Below are 15,486 nucleotides of genomic sequence, written 5' to 3' on the forward strand. Positions count from 1 at the left end.
GAGGCGTTGTATATGGAAAAATTACCAATCCTTCCTTTGCGAGGAGTCGTCGTCTATCCGCTCATCGGTGTGACCATCGATGTCGGACGCCCGTTATCCCTTCGGGCGCTCCTTGCCGCAAAGGAGCATGAAACAGATTTGATTGTTGTGACGCAGAAAGAAACAGGGAACGAGTCGCCGGAACCGGAAGACCTATACACGGTTGGAACGCGTGTCCACATTGCGAAGATGAGTGAATTGTCGAACGAGACCATTCGGGTTCGAATCGTCGGGAAAGAGCGCGTCCGTGTCGACTCGATTGAATCGACAGATGAAGGATGGTTCGCCAATATCGAGCCGGTCGAACTCGCAGAAGGGGAAGAGGTCGAACGTACGGCACTCGTCCGTCTGTTAAAAGAACAGTTCGGAAAACTCGTCGCAAACATTAAGGGCATGTCGCCAGATGAGCGTCGTCGTTTCGAAATGTATGAGCGGCTTGAATCACTCACGGACTATATCACGTCAAAACTTGATGTCGACGTCGAGCTTCGCCAAGCGATGCTTGAAGAAGCAGATGCCGTCAAGCGAGGACTTGAGCTACTTGAAATCATCGCCCATGAGGTCGAAGTGATCGAGCTTGAGCAAGAAATGCGCGAACGGACGAAGAAATCGATTGAACAGTCACAGCGCGAGTATTACTTACGAGAACAGATGAAGACGATTCAACAAGAGCTTGGGGACCAGACGCAAGAGTCGGAACCGAACCGTCTTCGTGAGAAGTTAGAAGCGCTCGACTTGCCGGAAACGACACGAAAGAATGTCATGCGTGAAGCGGAACGGTTGAACGTCGTGCCACAAACGTCGCCAGAGTATGCGGTCATTCGTAATTACCTCGACTGGGTCGTGTCTCTTCCGTGGGGCATCGAAACGGATGATAAGCTTGACGTGAAACACGCGGCGGATGTGCTTGATGACGACCATTACGGCTTAGAATCCGTGAAAGATCGCATCCTTGAATATTTGGCCGTTCGTCAGTTGACGAACTCGCTTCGTGGACCAATTCTCTGCCTTGCCGGACCTCCAGGGGTCGGGAAGACGTCGCTTGCCCGCTCCATCGCTTCTGCACTTGACCGTCACTTCGTCCGTGTTTCGCTCGGTGGCGTGCGCGATGAGGCAGAAATCCGTGGACACCGTCGCACGTATATCGGGGCGATGCCAGGACGGATCATTCGTGGATTGAAGCAAGCGGAAAGCAAGAACCCGGTCTTCTTGCTCGATGAGATCGACAAGATGGCATCTGACTTTAGAGGAGACCCAGCATCAGCCATGCTCGAAGTGCTCGACCCGGAACAAAACGTCTCGTTCTCGGACCATTACATCGAAGAACCGTTCGATTTGTCGAACGTCCTCTTCATCGCGACGGCGAACGATGTCTCGCAAATCCCGGCCCCACTCCTTGACCGGATGGAACTCATCCAAATCGGTGGGTATACGGAACTTGAAAAAGTAGAGATTGCGAAGCGCCATTTGGTACCGAAACAACTGACAGAGCATGGGTTGAAGAAGAGTCAATTGACGATTAAAGAAGATGCGCTCTATGAAGTCGTGCGCCGTTACACACGTGAAGCCGGCGTCCGGAACTTAGAACGCGTCATCGGTTCGCTTTGCCGAAAAGCAGCGAAACAAATCGCTATCGGTGAGAAGAAACGCGTCACGATTTCGAAAAAAGCCATCATCACGTATCTCGGAAAACCGAAGTACCGTTATGGAAAAGGGGAGACCGAGGACTCGATTGGTGCAGTGACAGGTCTTGCCTATACGGCGTTCGGTGGAGACACGCTAACGATCGAAGTGGCACTCGCTCCAGGGAAAGGTAAACTTCAGTTGACGGGTAAACTCGGGGACGTCATGCAGGAGTCGGCACAGACTGCGTATAGCTATGTCCGTGCGAATGCAGAGCGGTTCGGGATTGACCCGACGTTTTACGAGCGACAAGACATCCACATTCACGTACCAGAAGGTGCCGTGCCGAAAGACGGTCCGTCAGCCGGGATCACGATTGCAACAGCACTCATTTCCGCGTTGACCGGGAAAAAAGTCCATCGTGACGTCGGAATGACTGGGGAGATCACGCTTCGTGGACGTGTCTTACCAATCGGTGGATTGAAAGAAAAAGCGCTCGCTGCTCACCGGGCCGGGTTGACGACCATCGTCATTCCGAAAGATAATGAGCGAGACATCGATGACATTCAAGAGACGGTACGTGAGAAATTGACGTTCGTTCCCGTGACGACACTCGATGAAGTACTAGATGTAGCATTTGGAGGAAATTAAATGAAGATCAACAAAGCAGAGTTCGTGACGAGTGCCGTCGCGCCAGACCATTATCCGGTCCATGAGTTGCCGGAAGTGGCACTTGCGGGACGCTCGAACGTCGGGAAATCGTCGTTCATCAATAAGATTTGCCAACGGAAGGCGCTCGCACGGACGTCTTCGAAACCAGGGAAGACTCAGACCCTCAACTTCTTCAATATCAATGATGAAATCATGTTCGTTGACGTACCGGGTTATGGGTATGCGAAAGTATCGAAGACGGAACGTGAGAAGTGGGGCGTCATGATGGAGCAATACTTGACGAGCCAGGAGGCACTTCGTGGTGTCGTCTTACTCGTCGATATCCGTCATGAACCGACGGGTGATGATGTGACGATGTATAACTTCTTGAAGCATTACGAGATTCCAGTCATCGTCGTGGCGACGAAACTCGATAAGATTAAGAAGAGTCAGCGTCAAAAACATGAGGCAGCGGTGAAACGCAAGCTTCAATTTGATCCATCCGACCGCTTTGTCGCCTTCTCAGCTGAAACGGCAGAAGGAAAAGACGAGGCATGGAAAGCGATTTACGCACTCATCACAGAGGGTGAATAAGGAGAAGGCGAAGGGATTCCTTCGCCTTTTTGTTTTTCTCATCCCGCAAGCGGGTAATTATCGTATAATCAAAGTTAGTACATAGTCATAATCGTAAACGAGGTGGGGAAATGCAACGTATGTTTGAAAGCAAATGGTACCGCGCCCTCTTTTGGACGCTGACCATCTTTTTAGTCATTTGGGTCGGAACACAGATTTCCTTTGTGTTTGAGCCGATTCAAGTTATTTTGGCACTTGTCACGGTGCCACTCATTATTTCAGGACTCTTCTTTTACTTTTTGGTCGGCATCGTCGACTTTTTAGAGAAACGTTTAAAAGGGAAGCGAACGTTAGCGGTCGCATTGACATTGATTGGGCTCGTCCTGATCTTCACCATTGTCTTCAGTGTGCTCGGACCCGTTTTAGGTGAGCAGATCACGTCACTGATCAATGCGATGCCAAGTATCGCGAAAGAACTTCAACAACAGGCGTTCGCCGTTCGTGATTCATTACTTCAAAATGAGTTCTTGTCACGCTTCATGGCACAAAATGATGAGATGTTCCGTAACTTGACGACGAATATCACATCGTACTTAGGAGACCTATTCGGAAACATCGCTTCGTCATTCGGCCAAGTCGTCGGGTTCGTGACGTCAGCGGTCATTACCATTGTCGTCATTCCGTTCATGCTCCTGTATATGTTACTCGACGGGAAACGATTACCGGATGCCATTGTCAAACTGTTGCCATCGAGCTATGAGAAAGAGACACGTCACATCTTGCATGACATGCACGAGACGGTCCGTAGCTATGTCAACGCGCAGCTACTCGTGGCGTTCTTTGTCGGAATCACCTCGCTCATCGGTCTTTGGATCGTTGGGGTGGATTATGCCATCTTGCTCGCGCTCTTCATGATGGTGACGAACATCATTCCGTACGTCGGTCCGTTCTTAGGAGCCGCACCGGCAGTCGTCGTCGCGTTTATCCAAGATCCGATCAAAGTGATTTGGGTCATCGTCGTCATTATCATCGTGCAACAAATCGAATCGAACGTCATCTCGCCGCTCATTCAAGGGAAATCTTTGAAAGTGCACCCGCTCACGATCATCATTGTCTTACTCGTGGCTGGGAACTTGGCCGGCATCATCGGAATGCTCATCGCCGTACCGTTCTATGCGGTCGCCAAAACGGTTGTTCAGAATATCGTTCGAATCTACAAACTGAAGGAACGTGAGCAATATTTAGACAAAGAAGAGGCAGAGAGTTCGATTATCACGGACCCGAACTCGCCAAATGCTTAAGAAAAAAGGGTAGGAATGGGGTTTCGCCATTTCTACTTCTTTTTGTCACAAAAAGTTCTTATTTTATTTCAGGAAAATCAAACAGAAGATTATAGTTCCTAGATAAAAATTGTTATAATGTACGGTAGAGATTGAAAAAGAAGAGACAACCGTCGGTGGATTTTAGATGAGGGGAAGAGATACATGCATATTGTCGTCGTTGGACTAAATAACAAGACAGCCCCTGTCGCGATTCGGGAGCAGTTCTCGTTTGGGGAGCAAGAAATCGTGGATGCGATGATTGCACTTCGCGAAGAGAAGAGCATTTTCGAGTCGGTTATTTTGTCTACGTGTAACCGGACGGAGCTATACGTCGTGACGGACCAACTCCATACGGGTCGTTATTACACGAAACGTTTTTTGGCGAACTGGTTCGATTTAGAGATGGAACAGTTCACGCCATACTTGTCGATTCGAGAAGGAGAAGAGGCGATTCGCCACTTATTCCGTGTCACATCTGGACTCGACTCGATGATCATCGGGGAAACACAAATTTTAGGTCAAGTGAAGACGAGTTTCTTCCGCGCTCAAGAGCATGGAACGACAGGAACGGTCTTCAACAAATTATTCAAAGAAGCGGTCACACTCGCCAAGCGCGCCCATACGGACACGCAAATTGGGGAAATGTCTGTATCAGTCAGTTCGGCTGCCGTGACGCTTGCGCAAGAGATGTACCAACAGCTTGAAGACAAACAAGTCGTCGTCGTCGGAGCCGGTGAAACGGGTGAATTGACGACACTCAACTTGTTTGAGGCGGGCGCCAAACAAATCGCTGTCTTTAACCGGACGGAAAGTAAGGCGAAGGCGGTTGCGGACAAGTTCCAAGGTCGTGCCCATTCAATTCGTGAAATCGCATGCGGATTACTCGATGCGGATATTTTAATCAGTTCGACAGGGGCGAAAGACGCCGTCATCGGATATGACGATGTGGCAGCGGCACAATTGTTACGCCGTGAACGTCCACTCTTGCTCATTGACATCGCTGTGCCGCGAGATATCGATCCAGCGGTCGCGACACTTCCGGGTGTTCATTTATTCGATGTCGATGATTTGAATGGAATCGTCAACAAGAATCTTGAGGCACGTCTCGTCGAGGCTGAAAAGATTGAAATGAAAATCGATGAAGCGATTCAAGAGTTCCAAACATGGCTCATCACGCTCGGCGTCGTCCCGATCATGAATGAGTTACGTGCCCGTGCCCTTGATATTCAAGAAGACACGATGACGAGTCTAGAGCGTAAACTCGATCACTTGTCGGCACGTGACAAGAAAGTCATCGGAAAGCATATGAAGTCGATTATCAATCAAATGCTTCGTGATCCGATCGATTATATTAAGGACGCAGCGGCTCAGCCGGATGCGAACGTTCGGATCGCTCAATTCATCGAGACGTTCGGACTCGATGTCGAGTTGCCGGAACAACCTGTAGACGAAATGGAAGAAACGGATGCTACTTCGGCTAAAGCACCACTTCGCGCATTGATGCGCTAACAAGACAAAAAGGCGACGTGTGTCGCCTTTTTCTATGAAGGAGAGATTAAACATGCGGAAAATCATTGTCGGCTCACGCCGTTCCCAACTCGCCATGACTCAAACGAAATGGGTCATCGAGCAATTGAAGCAAGCTGGAGCAAAGAACGAGTTCGAGATTAAAGAAATCGTGACGAAAGGGGACCAAATCGTCGACGTACAATTGTCGAAGGTCGGTGGGAAAGGTCTATTCGTCAAAGAGATTCAACAACAGATGCTCGATGGGGACATCGATTTCGCCGTACACAGTATGAAAGACGTTCCGGCTGAACTTCCGGAGGAACTCTATATCAGCTGTATGCCAAAACGTGTCGATGCGCGTGACGTCCTCATCTGTGAGAACGGATACACGTTCGAGACGCTTCCGAAAGGTTCGATTGTTGGAACGAGTTCACTCCGTCGTGGTGCTCAGATCTTGGCAGCACGTCCTGACCTTGAGATTCAATGGATCCGTGGAAACATCGATACGCGTCTGAAAAAGTTAGACTCGGAGAACTACAACGCCATCTTGCTCGCGAAAGCAGGACTCGAGCGGATGGGGTGGACAGATCGTGTCGACTTTGAAGCGCTCGACCCGGACGTCATGGTACCGGCTGTCGGACAAGGCGTACTCGCCATCGAAAGCCGCAAGGACGATGCAGAAGTGACAGCAGTGCTTCAATTGTTGCATGATGATGTGACGGCGAAAGCGGCGACGGCGGAGCGTACCTTCTTAAAAGCCATCGAAGGAAGTTGTCACGTACCGGTCGGCGGTTATGCGACGGTCGACGGTAACGACGTGACCCTCACAGGCCTCATCGCGTCAGTGGACGGGAAAGAAGTGCTTCGCGTGACGAAGACGTCGACGGACGGGGTCGCACTCGGACAAGAAGTCGCAGAAGAATTGCTCGGTCGTGGCGGGCGTGAAATCCTCGCCTCGGTCAATGAGTGACGTCTGGTACACGGGAACGAAACGAATGACCGCTTCGCAACGAGCACGGCTCGAGGCGAGCGGTCTTTCCGTTCATCATGTCCCGCTCATTCAGACGAGAGAGACGCACATCCCACCACCCGTGGAACGATTCGATTGGCTCGTCGTGACGAGTCAAAACGCGGTGCCCGCCCTTCAAAATCTGACGCGTGACGTGAAAGTCGCCGCTGTCGGTGAGAAGACGAAACGGGCACTTGAAGCGGAAGGGTTTACCGTCTCACTCATGCCGGAGACGTATACGGGTGAGGCGCTCTTTCAAGAGTTACGTGAAGTCGTATCAACCGAGGATGTCGTCTTGTTCGCTCGTGGAAACCTGGCGAACACGTCACACATGACGATGCTCTCTCACGTGCAGGACTGGGTCGTCTACGAGACGATTCCCGTGCCACTGACACCGGCGCAACAGCAACAACTCGAAACCGTGAAGGCGCTGCTCGTCTTGAGCCCGTCAGCCGTCGAGGCGCTCACACCACACTTGTCCCGCTTCAACGGGACGTGGTACGCCATTGGTGAAGTGACCGAACGTGCCATCCGACAAGTGTCGACGTTACCGATACGAGTGCCAGAATGTTATACTATGGATGCATTAATACAGTGTGTAGGGGAGGATTTTTCATGAACCAGTTTGACCGTCACCGTCGTCTTCGCTCATCGAAGTCGATGCGTGCCCTCGTACGTGAAAATCATGTTCGAAAAGAAGATTTGATTTACCCACTCTTCATCATTGAAGGGACTAACATTAAACGTGAAGTCAGCTCGATGCCTGGCGTCTTTAATTATTCACTTGACCGACTCGAAGAAGAAATCAAAGAAATCGTCGACCTCGGTCTCCAATCTGTGCTCTTGTTCGGCGTGCCGGAACATAAAGACCCAGAAGGCAGTGAAGCGTATCACGATCACGGCATCGTCCAAGAAGCGATCCGTAAAGTAAAAGAGTGGGCACCACAGCTCACGGTCATCGCTGATACGTGCCTCTGTGAATACACGTCGACAGGTCACTGTGGCCTTGTGAAGGACGGGGACGTCGATAACGACGCATCGCTACCGCTTCACGTCCAGACAGCCATCACGCAAGCACAAGCGGGTGCCGATATCATCGCGCCGAGCTCGATGATGGACGGATTCGTCGCAGCTATCCGCGAAGGTCTCGACCAGAACGGATTCAGCCACATCCCAATCATGAGCTATGGCGTCAAATATGCGTCTGCGTATTACGGACCGTTCCGTGACGCTGCTCAATCAGCTCCAGGAGAAGGCGACCGTAAAGGGTATCAGATGGACCCGGCGAACCGTCGTGAGGCGTTCCGTGAGTCACAATCGGACGTCGAACAAGGTGCCGACTTCATGATCGTCAAACCGGCTCTCGCGTTCATGGACATCATCCGTGACATGCGCGACTCACTCGATATGCCAATCGTGGCGTATAACGTGAGCGGAGAGTACGCGATGATTAAAGCCGCGTCACTCAACGACTGGGTCGACGAAGAACGCATTGTCATGGAGACGATGGTCGGATTCAAACGTGCCGGTGCCGATCTCATCGTTACGTATTTCGCAAAAGACGTCTGTCGCTATTTGGAAGGAGACTACGCATGACATACAACCAAACGCGCTCACAAGAAGCGTTCGAACAAGCCCGTCCGCTCATGCCAGGCGGTGTCAACAGTCCGGTCCGTGCCTACAAATCGGTCGGCATGACGCCAATCTTCGCCGAACGCGGTGAAGGTTCACGTGTCTATGACATCGACGGTAACGAGTATATCGATTATGTCCTCTCATGGGGACCACTCATCCTCGGTCACCGTGACCCGGTCGTCACGAAAGCGATTCAAGAACAAGCCGAAAAAGGTTGGACGTTCGGGACGCCGACTGAGCTTGAGACGAAGATGGCAGAACTCGTCATCGACCGCGTCCCGTCAATCGAGATGGTCCGTATGGTCAACTCGGGTACGGAAGCGACGATGGCGGCACTTCGCCTCGCACGCGGCTATACAGGGAAGACGAAAATCTTGAAGTTCGAAGGATGTTACCACGGACACGGGGACTCGCTTCTCATCAAAGCCGGTTCTGGTGTCGCGACGCTCGGTCTCCCAGACTCACCAGGTGTACCGAAAGAACTCGCAAGCCATACGCTCACGGTTCCTTACAATGATTTGGACGCAGTCCGCGTCGCATTTGAGAAATACGGAGACGACCTCGCTGGCGTCATCGTCGAACCGGCCGCAGGAAACATGGGCTTTGTGCCACCACAACCAGGATTCCTCGAAGGACTCCGCGAGATCACGGAACAAAACGGCGCGCTCCTCATCTTTGATGAGGTCATGACGGGCTTCCGTGTCGGGTACAACTGTGCCCAAGGGTACTTCGGTGTCACACCAGACCTTACGTGTCTCGGTAAGGTCATCGGCGGTGGACTTCCGGTCGGTGCTTACGGCGGGAAACGTGAAATCATGGAACAGATCGCACCTCAAGGTCCAATCTATCAAGCAGGTACGCTCTCGGGTAATCCACTTGCGATGATTGCCGGTTACACGACACTCTCGCAACTCAAACCGGAGCATTACGCCGAGTTCGAGCGTAAGGCAGATCGTCTCGCGGAAGGCTTCACGCAGGCCGGTGAGAAATACAACATCCCGCACGACACGAACCGTGCCGGCTCGATGTTCGGTTTCTTCTTCACGAACGAGAAAGTAACGAACTTCGAGAAAGCGAAATCGGCGAACCTCGAGATGTTCCGTTCGTACTATCAGAAGATGGCGGCGCGTGGCGTCTTCTTGCCACCGTCACAGTTTGAAGGATTGTTCCTCTCGACGGCTCATACGGATGAGGATATCGAGAAGACGATTGCGGCGGTCGAGGCGACGTTCAAGGAGCTTCAAGAAGAGTTTTCACTCTAATCTTGACTGCTGACGTTTCTGTCGCTACAATTATTTAACAGATACGATGAAAAGCATTGATGAGGAGTAGTACGCATCCTCCATTCCTTTTAGAGACGCGACCGCTTGGTGAAAGGTTGCGAGGGATGGACGCGGAAGTCGCCTCGGAGCTGACTTTCTGAATGGAGTAGGAAAGTTCGGTCCATCGACCGTTATTCGATTTTGAGGGCGCCACTTGTTGGCGAACTAAGGTGGTACCGCGGAAGATCACGGCTTCTTTCGTCCTTAGCGTATAGGACGAGAGAAGCCGTTTTTGTGTTCATTATTATATAGAGGAGGCGCCCCACATGGCCCATGAGACAAATGAAATCACCATGCCGACGAAGTACGACCCAAGTGCGACGGAGTCAAAATGGTACGACTACTGGTTAGAGAACGATGTATTTAAAGCAGACGAGGACGATTCGAAACAACCGTACACGATCGTCATCCCACCACCGAACGTTACGGGGAAACTTCACCTCGGTCACGCTTGGGACACGACGCTCCAAGACTTGTTGACACGCCTCAAGCGCATGCAAGGTTATGACGTGCTCTGGCTCCCAGGGATGGACCATGCCGGAATTGCGACCCAAGCGAAAGTCGAGCAAAAGCTCCGTGAAGAGGGCGTGATGCGTTACGACCTCGGACGTGAAAAGTTCCTCGAGAAGACGTGGGAATGGAAAGACGAGTACGCGAAGACGATTCGCGATCAATGGTCAAAACTCGGTCTCGGTCTCGATTACTCGCGTGAGCGCTTCACACTCGACGAAGGGCTCTCAAAAGCCGTTCAAGAAGTATTCGTCCGTTTGTATGAAAAAGGCTTGATTTACCGTGGCGAATATATCGTCAACTGGGACCCGGCTCAAAAGACGGCCGTTTCGGATATCGAGGTCATCTATCAAGAGGTCGAGGGTGCGTTCTATCACATGAAGTATCCACTCGCTGACGGATCTGGTCACATCGAAATCGCGACGACACGTCCTGAGACGATGCTCGGTGATACGGCGGTTGCCGTCAACCCGAAAGATGAGCGTTACACACACCTCATCGGCAAGACGATCATGCTTCCAATCATGAACCGTGAGATTCCAATCGTTGCAGACGACTACGTAGACATGGAGTTCGGTACAGGTTGCGTGAAGATCACGCCAGCCCATGACCCGAACGACTTTGAAATCGGAAACCGTCACGAGCTTCCACGCATCCTCGTCATGGACGAAGGCGGGAAGATGAACGAGAACGCAGGCAAGTACGAAGGGCTCGACCGCTTCGAATGCCGCAAGCAACTCGTGAAAGACCTTGAGGCGGACGGAACACTCGTGAAGATTGAGCCGCATACGCACTCGGTCGGTCACTCAGAGCGTTCAGGCGCAGTCATCGAGCCATACCTTTCGAAACAATGGTTCGTTGACATGGAGCCACTCGCGAAAGCGGCACTCGAGGCACAAGGAAACGACGACACGAAAGTCAACTTCGTCCCAGAACGCTTCGAAGGCACATACCTCCGTTGGATGGAGAACATCCGCGACTGGTGTATCAGCCGTCAACTTTGGTGGGGCCATCGCATCCCGGCTTGGTACCATAACGAAACAGGCGAAGTGTATGTAGGGAAAGAAGCACCGGCGGACAGTGAGAACTGGACACAAGACGAAGACGTCCTCGACACATGGTTCTCGTCAGCACTTTGGCCGTTCTCAACAATGGGCTGGCCGGATGCGGACGCACCGGACTTCAACCGTTACTTCCCGACGAGCGCGCTCGTCACGGGATACGACATTATCTTCTTCTGGGTATCACGGATGATCTTCCAATCACTCGAGTTCACAGGGAAGCAACCGTTCAACGACGTCCTCATCCACGGTCTCATCCGTGACTCGGAAGGACGCAAGATGTCGAAATCACTCGGTAACGGCGTTGACCCGATGGAAGTCATCGACCAGTACGGAGCGGATTCACTTCGTTGGTTCCTCCTCACAGGTTCGACACCAGGGAACGACCTTCGTTTCTATTGGGAGAAGATCGAGTCGACATGGAACTTCGCGAACAAGATTTGGAACGCAAGCCGTTTCGCACTCATGAACATGGATGGACTCAAAGTGGAAGACATCGATCTCACAGGTGAGAAGACGCTTGCTGACAAGTGGATCTTGACGCGCTTGAACGACACAATCGACCAAGTGACACGTCTCGTCGACAAATACGAGTTCGGTGAAGCCGGTCGTTACTTGTACAACTTCATTTGGGAAGAGTTCTGTAACTGGTACATCGAGATGGCGAAACTCACGCTCTACGGTGAGGACGAAGCAGCGAAGCACACAACCCGTTCGGTCCTCGCGCATACGCTCGATTCGATCATGCGTCTCATGCACCCGTTCATGCCGTTCCTTACAGAGGAAATTTGGCAGCACTTGCCGCATGAAGGCGATTCAATCGTTCGTGCAAGCTACCCGACGCGTCGTGACGACCTTCACTTCGCCGATTCGGTTCCAGCGTTTGAAGCTGTGATGAACGTCATCCGCTCGGTTCGTAACATTCGTGCCGAAGTGAACGCACCGATGTCGAAACCGATTCAGCTCTTCATCTCGACGAGCGACGATGCGACACAAGGTTACTTGAGCGCGAACGAGATGACAATCGGCAAGTTCACGAATGCGACAGAGCTTGAAATCGGACGTGGTCTCACGGCACCGGACAAGTCGATGTCAGCAATCATGACGGGAGCGGAGCTCTTCATCCCGCTCGCAGATCTCATCAACTTCGAAGAAGAAATCGCTCGTCTTGAAAAAGAAGTGGCGAAGTATGAAAAAGAAGTCGAGCGCGTGCAGAAGAAACTCGGAAACCAAGGCTTTATCGCCAAGGCACCGGCTCACGTCATCGACGAAGAGAAAGCAAAAGAAAAAGACTACCTCGACAAGCGTGACGCAGTCCGCGCCCGTTTGGAAGAGTTGCGTAAGTAAGATATACACCTTCTTTGGAGATTGACTCTCTGAAGAAGGTTTTTTTGTATTTTGGTAGAATTTGGAGAGATAGACGGAGAAAGGGGATTTGAGATGAGACGACTTAGGGTAATATGTGTTCTTATGTTGGGACTGGCTGGATGTACACCATCAGAAGAGACGGAGTCTGTGGAGAAGGCAGGTGTGGAAGAGGTAGAACAGGAGGGAGTGATTGATGAATCGCAATTCCCCGACGTAGACGTGACGGGGACGACGATTGCCGAAGTACAACCAGGGACAGAACGGGTCTCGGACGCGGTCGTGGAACAAATCACCCTTCAATATGAAGATGGCTCGACAAGACAGTTGTCGAAGGATCACATTATAACGGAGACGATGGTCGGGGGGATTGGTTTAGTTGCGATGACCGTCCCTGACCGTGAAAACCCGTTTGCCGTATTCATTCATGATGAAAGAAATGGATGGGCGCAGCGTGGCATGCAACGTTTTGGGATTCCGGAGACATCATCAGCGTTCGCTCACGGATTAGATCTTCCTAATAAAGATATGGAGGTCATCAGCGCTGACTATTCAGGTAGCGATTGGCCGGTGAAGCTTTGGACGTTATATGATGAGACACACCTCATCAGTATCATTGCGACGGATTCTTTCACTGAAGTAGAAGGGGAGATGTCGGAACAGCCAGAACCGTATGTATTGGAGCAATCATACGGGAACGGTTTATACTATTTAACCCAAGGCAAACTGATTATCGTGACAGGAAATATCTCGGAAGAAGAGTTGTTGGCACTCGCTGATTCGTTACCGGAACCTTCGTCTGTATCGTTTCCTTTTCGGGATTCAGAATAATATTAAGACCCGAGCGTCAAGAGCGACGTTCGGGTCTTGTTTGTACGAGCGACCAGACGATGACTCCAATCACCAATAGCATCGGGAGTTGGGTATATAATGGGGTCGTAAAACCGATTCGAAACAGATGGACGATGTACGTGGAATATAGAACCGTACCAATAACCAAGAGAGCAATATAGATGCGTCTCATGCCTCTTCCTCTTCACTCCAAAACGGCAAACGGCCTGTTGTGATGTAGTATGAAGACGTGAAAAGAAGACCGATTGCCACACCAGTCAACTGTGGCTGAATCGGTTGGCCGACTAATGTTAGATATAGACTATACACTACATAAGATGCTGAAGCGGTGATGAGGATCATCAACGGGATGAGTCCTTTCATTTTGTGTCACTCCATTCCAATTCACTCGAATATTTTATGAACTACTTTCTATTACGATAAACCGATGAGATAGGTTTCAAAAAAACCATCTCGCAAAAGCGAGATGGTTCACGTGCCACAAAACGTTTGATACGGATACGTTCGTGGTGGACCTGCCGATACGTATTCAGACGGTTGGTCGTAGTTATAAGGGTCACGTAAAATCGTGAGCAGCGCCTCGGTCGGACCGAAGTCGCCTCGTTCTGCCGCTTGGATTGCTTTTTCGACATGATGATTTCGAGGAATGACGGCCGGGTTGTATTGGCGCATGATTCGACTGACGTCCTCGTCCGGGAGACCTTGCTCACTCAAACGTTTTCGCCAAGCGTCAATCCACGCCTTCCCGTCTTCCCGAGTTGCGAATGGGAGCGATTCAATCTCACCGAGCGTCAACGAGCGGAACGTATTCGTATAATCTGCCTCCGCCTCTACCATCAACCGAAGCAGTTCATCCGTTAGCGCATCGTCACCGTCTTTTCGGACGTATACGCCGATCTTATGCACGAGTCCGGTAAAGTAGGCTTCTTTATACAACTCCGTATAGCGGGTGAGCTGTTTGTTCGCCACATCGACCGCTTCTTCTTTCGTTTCGCCAAGGAGCGGCAGCAATGTCTCCGCCAGTCGGGCGAGGTTCCAAGACCCGATATATGGTTGGTTCGCATAGGCGTAACGTCCGTCTCGGTCAATCGAGCTGAAGACCGTCTCCGGATGATACGTATCCATGAATGCGCACGGTCCGTAATCGAGACCTTCTCCACTGATGAACATATTGTCCGTATTCATCACCCCGTGAATGAACCCGACGAGTTGCCAGTTGGCAATCAGTCTCGCCTGTCTTTCGACGACGCGTCCGAGGAATTGCTCGTAGCAATCAGGCGCATCCACCAAGTCAGGATCATGACGTTTGATCGCAAACTCCGCGAGCGAAATAACATCATCGATAGAGCCGGCGCCTGCTGCGAATTGGAATGTCCCGACACGAAGATGACTTGAGGCGACCCGAGTCAGGATTGCCCCGTGCTTCGGACCTTGACGCATGATGGCTTCCCCTGTCTGAACGACGGCGAGCGCACGGTTCGTCGGGATGCCGAGAGCGTGCATCGCCTCGCTGATGATGAACTCGCGTACCATCGGGCCGAGTGCGGCCCGTCCGTCGCCCCCTCTAGAATACTCTGTCGGCCCAGAACCTTTCAGTTGCACATCGATACGCTTCCCGTTCGGAGTCACATGTTCCCCGAGCATGAGGGCGCGTCCGTCCCCGAGCATCGTCAAGTTGCCGAATTGGTGTCCGGCGTATGCTTGAGAGAAAGATGTCTCGGTTTGACGATTGCCGGCAAGTAAAGCGATGTCTTGTTTGAGTGTTTGCGCATCAAGGCCGAGCGAAGCGGCTAATGAATCGTTAAACAAGACGAGTGTCGGGTTGTCGACCGGATGGATGGGTCCACGGTCGTAAAAAATATCACGTAGTTCGAGGTACGTCGCCTCGAAGTTCCAGTCAGTTGTCATGGCGCATGCCTCCTTCTTCGCTTCGAGTATAGCATAGACTGTTTTCCATAACGGCTGTCGTGAATTTTGATAAGATGAAACAGAAGTGTAAACAGTAGGAGTGTGGA

13 protein-coding genes and 1 other annotated feature are annotated in these 15,486 nt (G+C 51.5%); of the genes, 10 read left to right on the forward strand and 3 right to left on the reverse strand.

Annotated features, from left to right (window positions below; translation table 11 throughout):
• Window positions 1-12: 12 nt before the first annotated feature.
• The 10 genes from lon to KNO90_RS07885 all read left to right on the forward strand — a co-directional run bounded on the left by lon (window position 13) and on the right by KNO90_RS07885 (window position 13,450).
• Window positions 13-2,313 carry an endopeptidase La gene (gene lon, locus KNO90_RS07840; RefSeq protein ID WP_214739639.1) on the forward strand — a complete coding sequence of 767 codons (2,301 nt, stop codon included), beginning with the start codon at window positions 13-15 and terminating at the stop codon, window positions 2,311-2,313.
• Window positions 2,314-2,907 carry a ribosome biogenesis GTP-binding protein YihA/YsxC gene (gene yihA, locus KNO90_RS07845; RefSeq protein ID WP_211781493.1) on the forward strand — a complete coding sequence of 198 codons (594 nt, stop codon included), beginning with the start codon at window positions 2,314-2,316 and terminating at the stop codon, window positions 2,905-2,907. It begins immediately after the preceding gene.
• A gap of 110 nt (window positions 2,908-3,017) precedes the next feature.
• Complete coding sequence (locus KNO90_RS07850) at window positions 3,018-4,187, forward strand: AI-2E family transporter (protein ID WP_215113379.1); 1,170 nt, start codon at window positions 3,018-3,020, stop codon at window positions 4,185-4,187.
• Between the two features lie 183 nt (window positions 4,188-4,370).
• On the forward strand, window positions 4,371-5,717 hold the full coding sequence (gene hemA, locus KNO90_RS07855; protein ID WP_215113380.1) for a glutamyl-tRNA reductase: 1,347 nt from the start codon (window positions 4,371-4,373) through the stop codon (window positions 5,715-5,717).
• Between the two features lie 52 nt (window positions 5,718-5,769).
• A complete protein-coding gene (gene hemC, locus KNO90_RS07860) occupies window positions 5,770-6,687 on the forward strand; it encodes a hydroxymethylbilane synthase (RefSeq protein WP_215113381.1) in 918 nt (305 codons plus the stop codon).
• Window positions 6,688-6,712: 25 nt separating this feature from the next.
• Window positions 6,713-7,345 (forward strand): uroporphyrinogen-III synthase, encoded by a 633-nt coding sequence (locus KNO90_RS07865; RefSeq protein ID WP_215113382.1) that lies wholly within the window; start codon window positions 6,713-6,715, stop codon window positions 7,343-7,345.
• Window positions 7,342-8,322 carry a porphobilinogen synthase gene (gene hemB, locus KNO90_RS07870; protein ID WP_015881120.1) on the forward strand — a complete coding sequence of 327 codons (981 nt, stop codon included), beginning with the start codon at window positions 7,342-7,344 and terminating at the stop codon, window positions 8,320-8,322. Before KNO90_RS07865 ends, hemB begins: the two co-directional genes overlap by 4 nt.
• The gene (gene hemL / locus KNO90_RS07875; protein WP_031421390.1) at window positions 8,319-9,623 is read left to right on the forward strand and encodes a glutamate-1-semialdehyde 2,1-aminomutase; all 1,305 of its coding nucleotides are present in this window, start codon (window positions 8,319-8,321) and stop codon (window positions 9,621-9,623) included. The genes hemB and hemL overlap by 4 nt, the downstream gene beginning before the upstream one ends.
• 47 nt (window positions 9,624-9,670) lie before the next feature.
• Window positions 9,671-9,892: a binding site (T-box leader), on the forward strand.
• 57 nt (window positions 9,893-9,949) lie between these two features.
• Window positions 9,950-12,601 carry a valine--tRNA ligase gene (locus KNO90_RS07880; protein ID WP_214739655.1) on the forward strand — a complete coding sequence of 884 codons (2,652 nt, stop codon included), beginning with the start codon at window positions 9,950-9,952 and terminating at the stop codon, window positions 12,599-12,601.
• A gap of 93 nt (window positions 12,602-12,694) precedes the next feature.
• Entirely contained in the window at window positions 12,695-13,450 is a 756-nt protein-coding gene (locus KNO90_RS07885) for a hypothetical protein (RefSeq protein ID WP_215113383.1), read from the forward strand.
• A 16-nt stretch (window positions 13,451-13,466) separates the two neighbouring features.
• Here the strand turns inward: KNO90_RS07885 and KNO90_RS07890 are convergent, their stop codons facing one another.
• The 3 genes from KNO90_RS07890 to KNO90_RS07900 form a co-directional block, all read right to left on the reverse strand.
• A complete protein-coding gene (locus KNO90_RS07890) occupies window positions 13,467-13,643 on the reverse strand; it encodes a hypothetical protein (protein ID WP_214779039.1) in 177 nt (58 codons plus the stop codon).
• Complete coding sequence (locus tag KNO90_RS07895; protein WP_214739661.1) at window positions 13,640-13,834, reverse strand: hypothetical protein; 195 nt, start codon at window positions 13,832-13,834, stop codon at window positions 13,640-13,642. The genes KNO90_RS07890 and KNO90_RS07895 overlap by 4 nt, the downstream gene beginning before the upstream one ends.
• Before the next feature lie 108 nt (window positions 13,835-13,942).
• Entirely contained in the window at window positions 13,943-15,379 is a 1,437-nt protein-coding gene (locus KNO90_RS07900; protein ID WP_215113384.1) for a protein adenylyltransferase SelO, read from the reverse strand.
• Window positions 15,380-15,486: the final 107 nt, after the last annotated feature.

Source organism: Exiguobacterium sp. s63 (genome assembly GCF_018617335.1).
Taxonomy (GTDB): Bacteria; Bacillota; Bacilli; order Exiguobacteriales; family Exiguobacteriaceae; genus Exiguobacterium.

Coding starts and splice junctions, on each gene's coding strand:
- lon (WP_214739639.1), top strand. CDS start 13: ATGGAAAAATTACCAATCCTTCCTTTGCGAGGAGTCGTCGTCTATCCG.
- yihA (WP_211781493.1), top strand. CDS start 2,314: ATGAAGATCAACAAAGCAGAGTTCGTGACGAGTGCCGTCGCGCCAGAC.
- KNO90_RS07850 (WP_215113379.1), top strand. CDS start 3,018: ATGCAACGTATGTTTGAAAGCAAATGGTACCGCGCCCTCTTTTGGACG.
- hemA (WP_215113380.1), top strand. CDS start 4,371: ATGCATATTGTCGTCGTTGGACTAAATAACAAGACAGCCCCTGTCGCG.
- hemC (WP_215113381.1), top strand. CDS start 5,770: ATGCGGAAAATCATTGTCGGCTCACGCCGTTCCCAACTCGCCATGACT.
- KNO90_RS07865 (WP_215113382.1), top strand. CDS start 6,713: ATGACCGCTTCGCAACGAGCACGGCTCGAGGCGAGCGGTCTTTCCGTT.
- hemB (WP_015881120.1), top strand. CDS start 7,342: ATGAACCAGTTTGACCGTCACCGTCGTCTTCGCTCATCGAAGTCGATG.
- hemL (WP_031421390.1), top strand. CDS start 8,319: ATGACATACAACCAAACGCGCTCACAAGAAGCGTTCGAACAAGCCCGT.
- KNO90_RS07880 (WP_214739655.1), top strand. CDS start 9,950: ATGGCCCATGAGACAAATGAAATCACCATGCCGACGAAGTACGACCCA.
- KNO90_RS07885 (WP_215113383.1), top strand. CDS start 12,695: ATGAGACGACTTAGGGTAATATGTGTTCTTATGTTGGGACTGGCTGGA.
- KNO90_RS07890 (WP_214779039.1), bottom strand. CDS start 13,643: ATGAGACGCATCTATATTGCTCTCTTGGTTATTGGTACGGTTCTATAT.
- KNO90_RS07895 (WP_214739661.1), bottom strand. CDS start 13,834: ATGAAAGGACTCATCCCGTTGATGATCCTCATCACCGCTTCAGCATCT.
- KNO90_RS07900 (WP_215113384.1), bottom strand. CDS start 15,379: ATGACAACTGACTGGAACTTCGAGGCGACGTACCTCGAACTACGTGAT.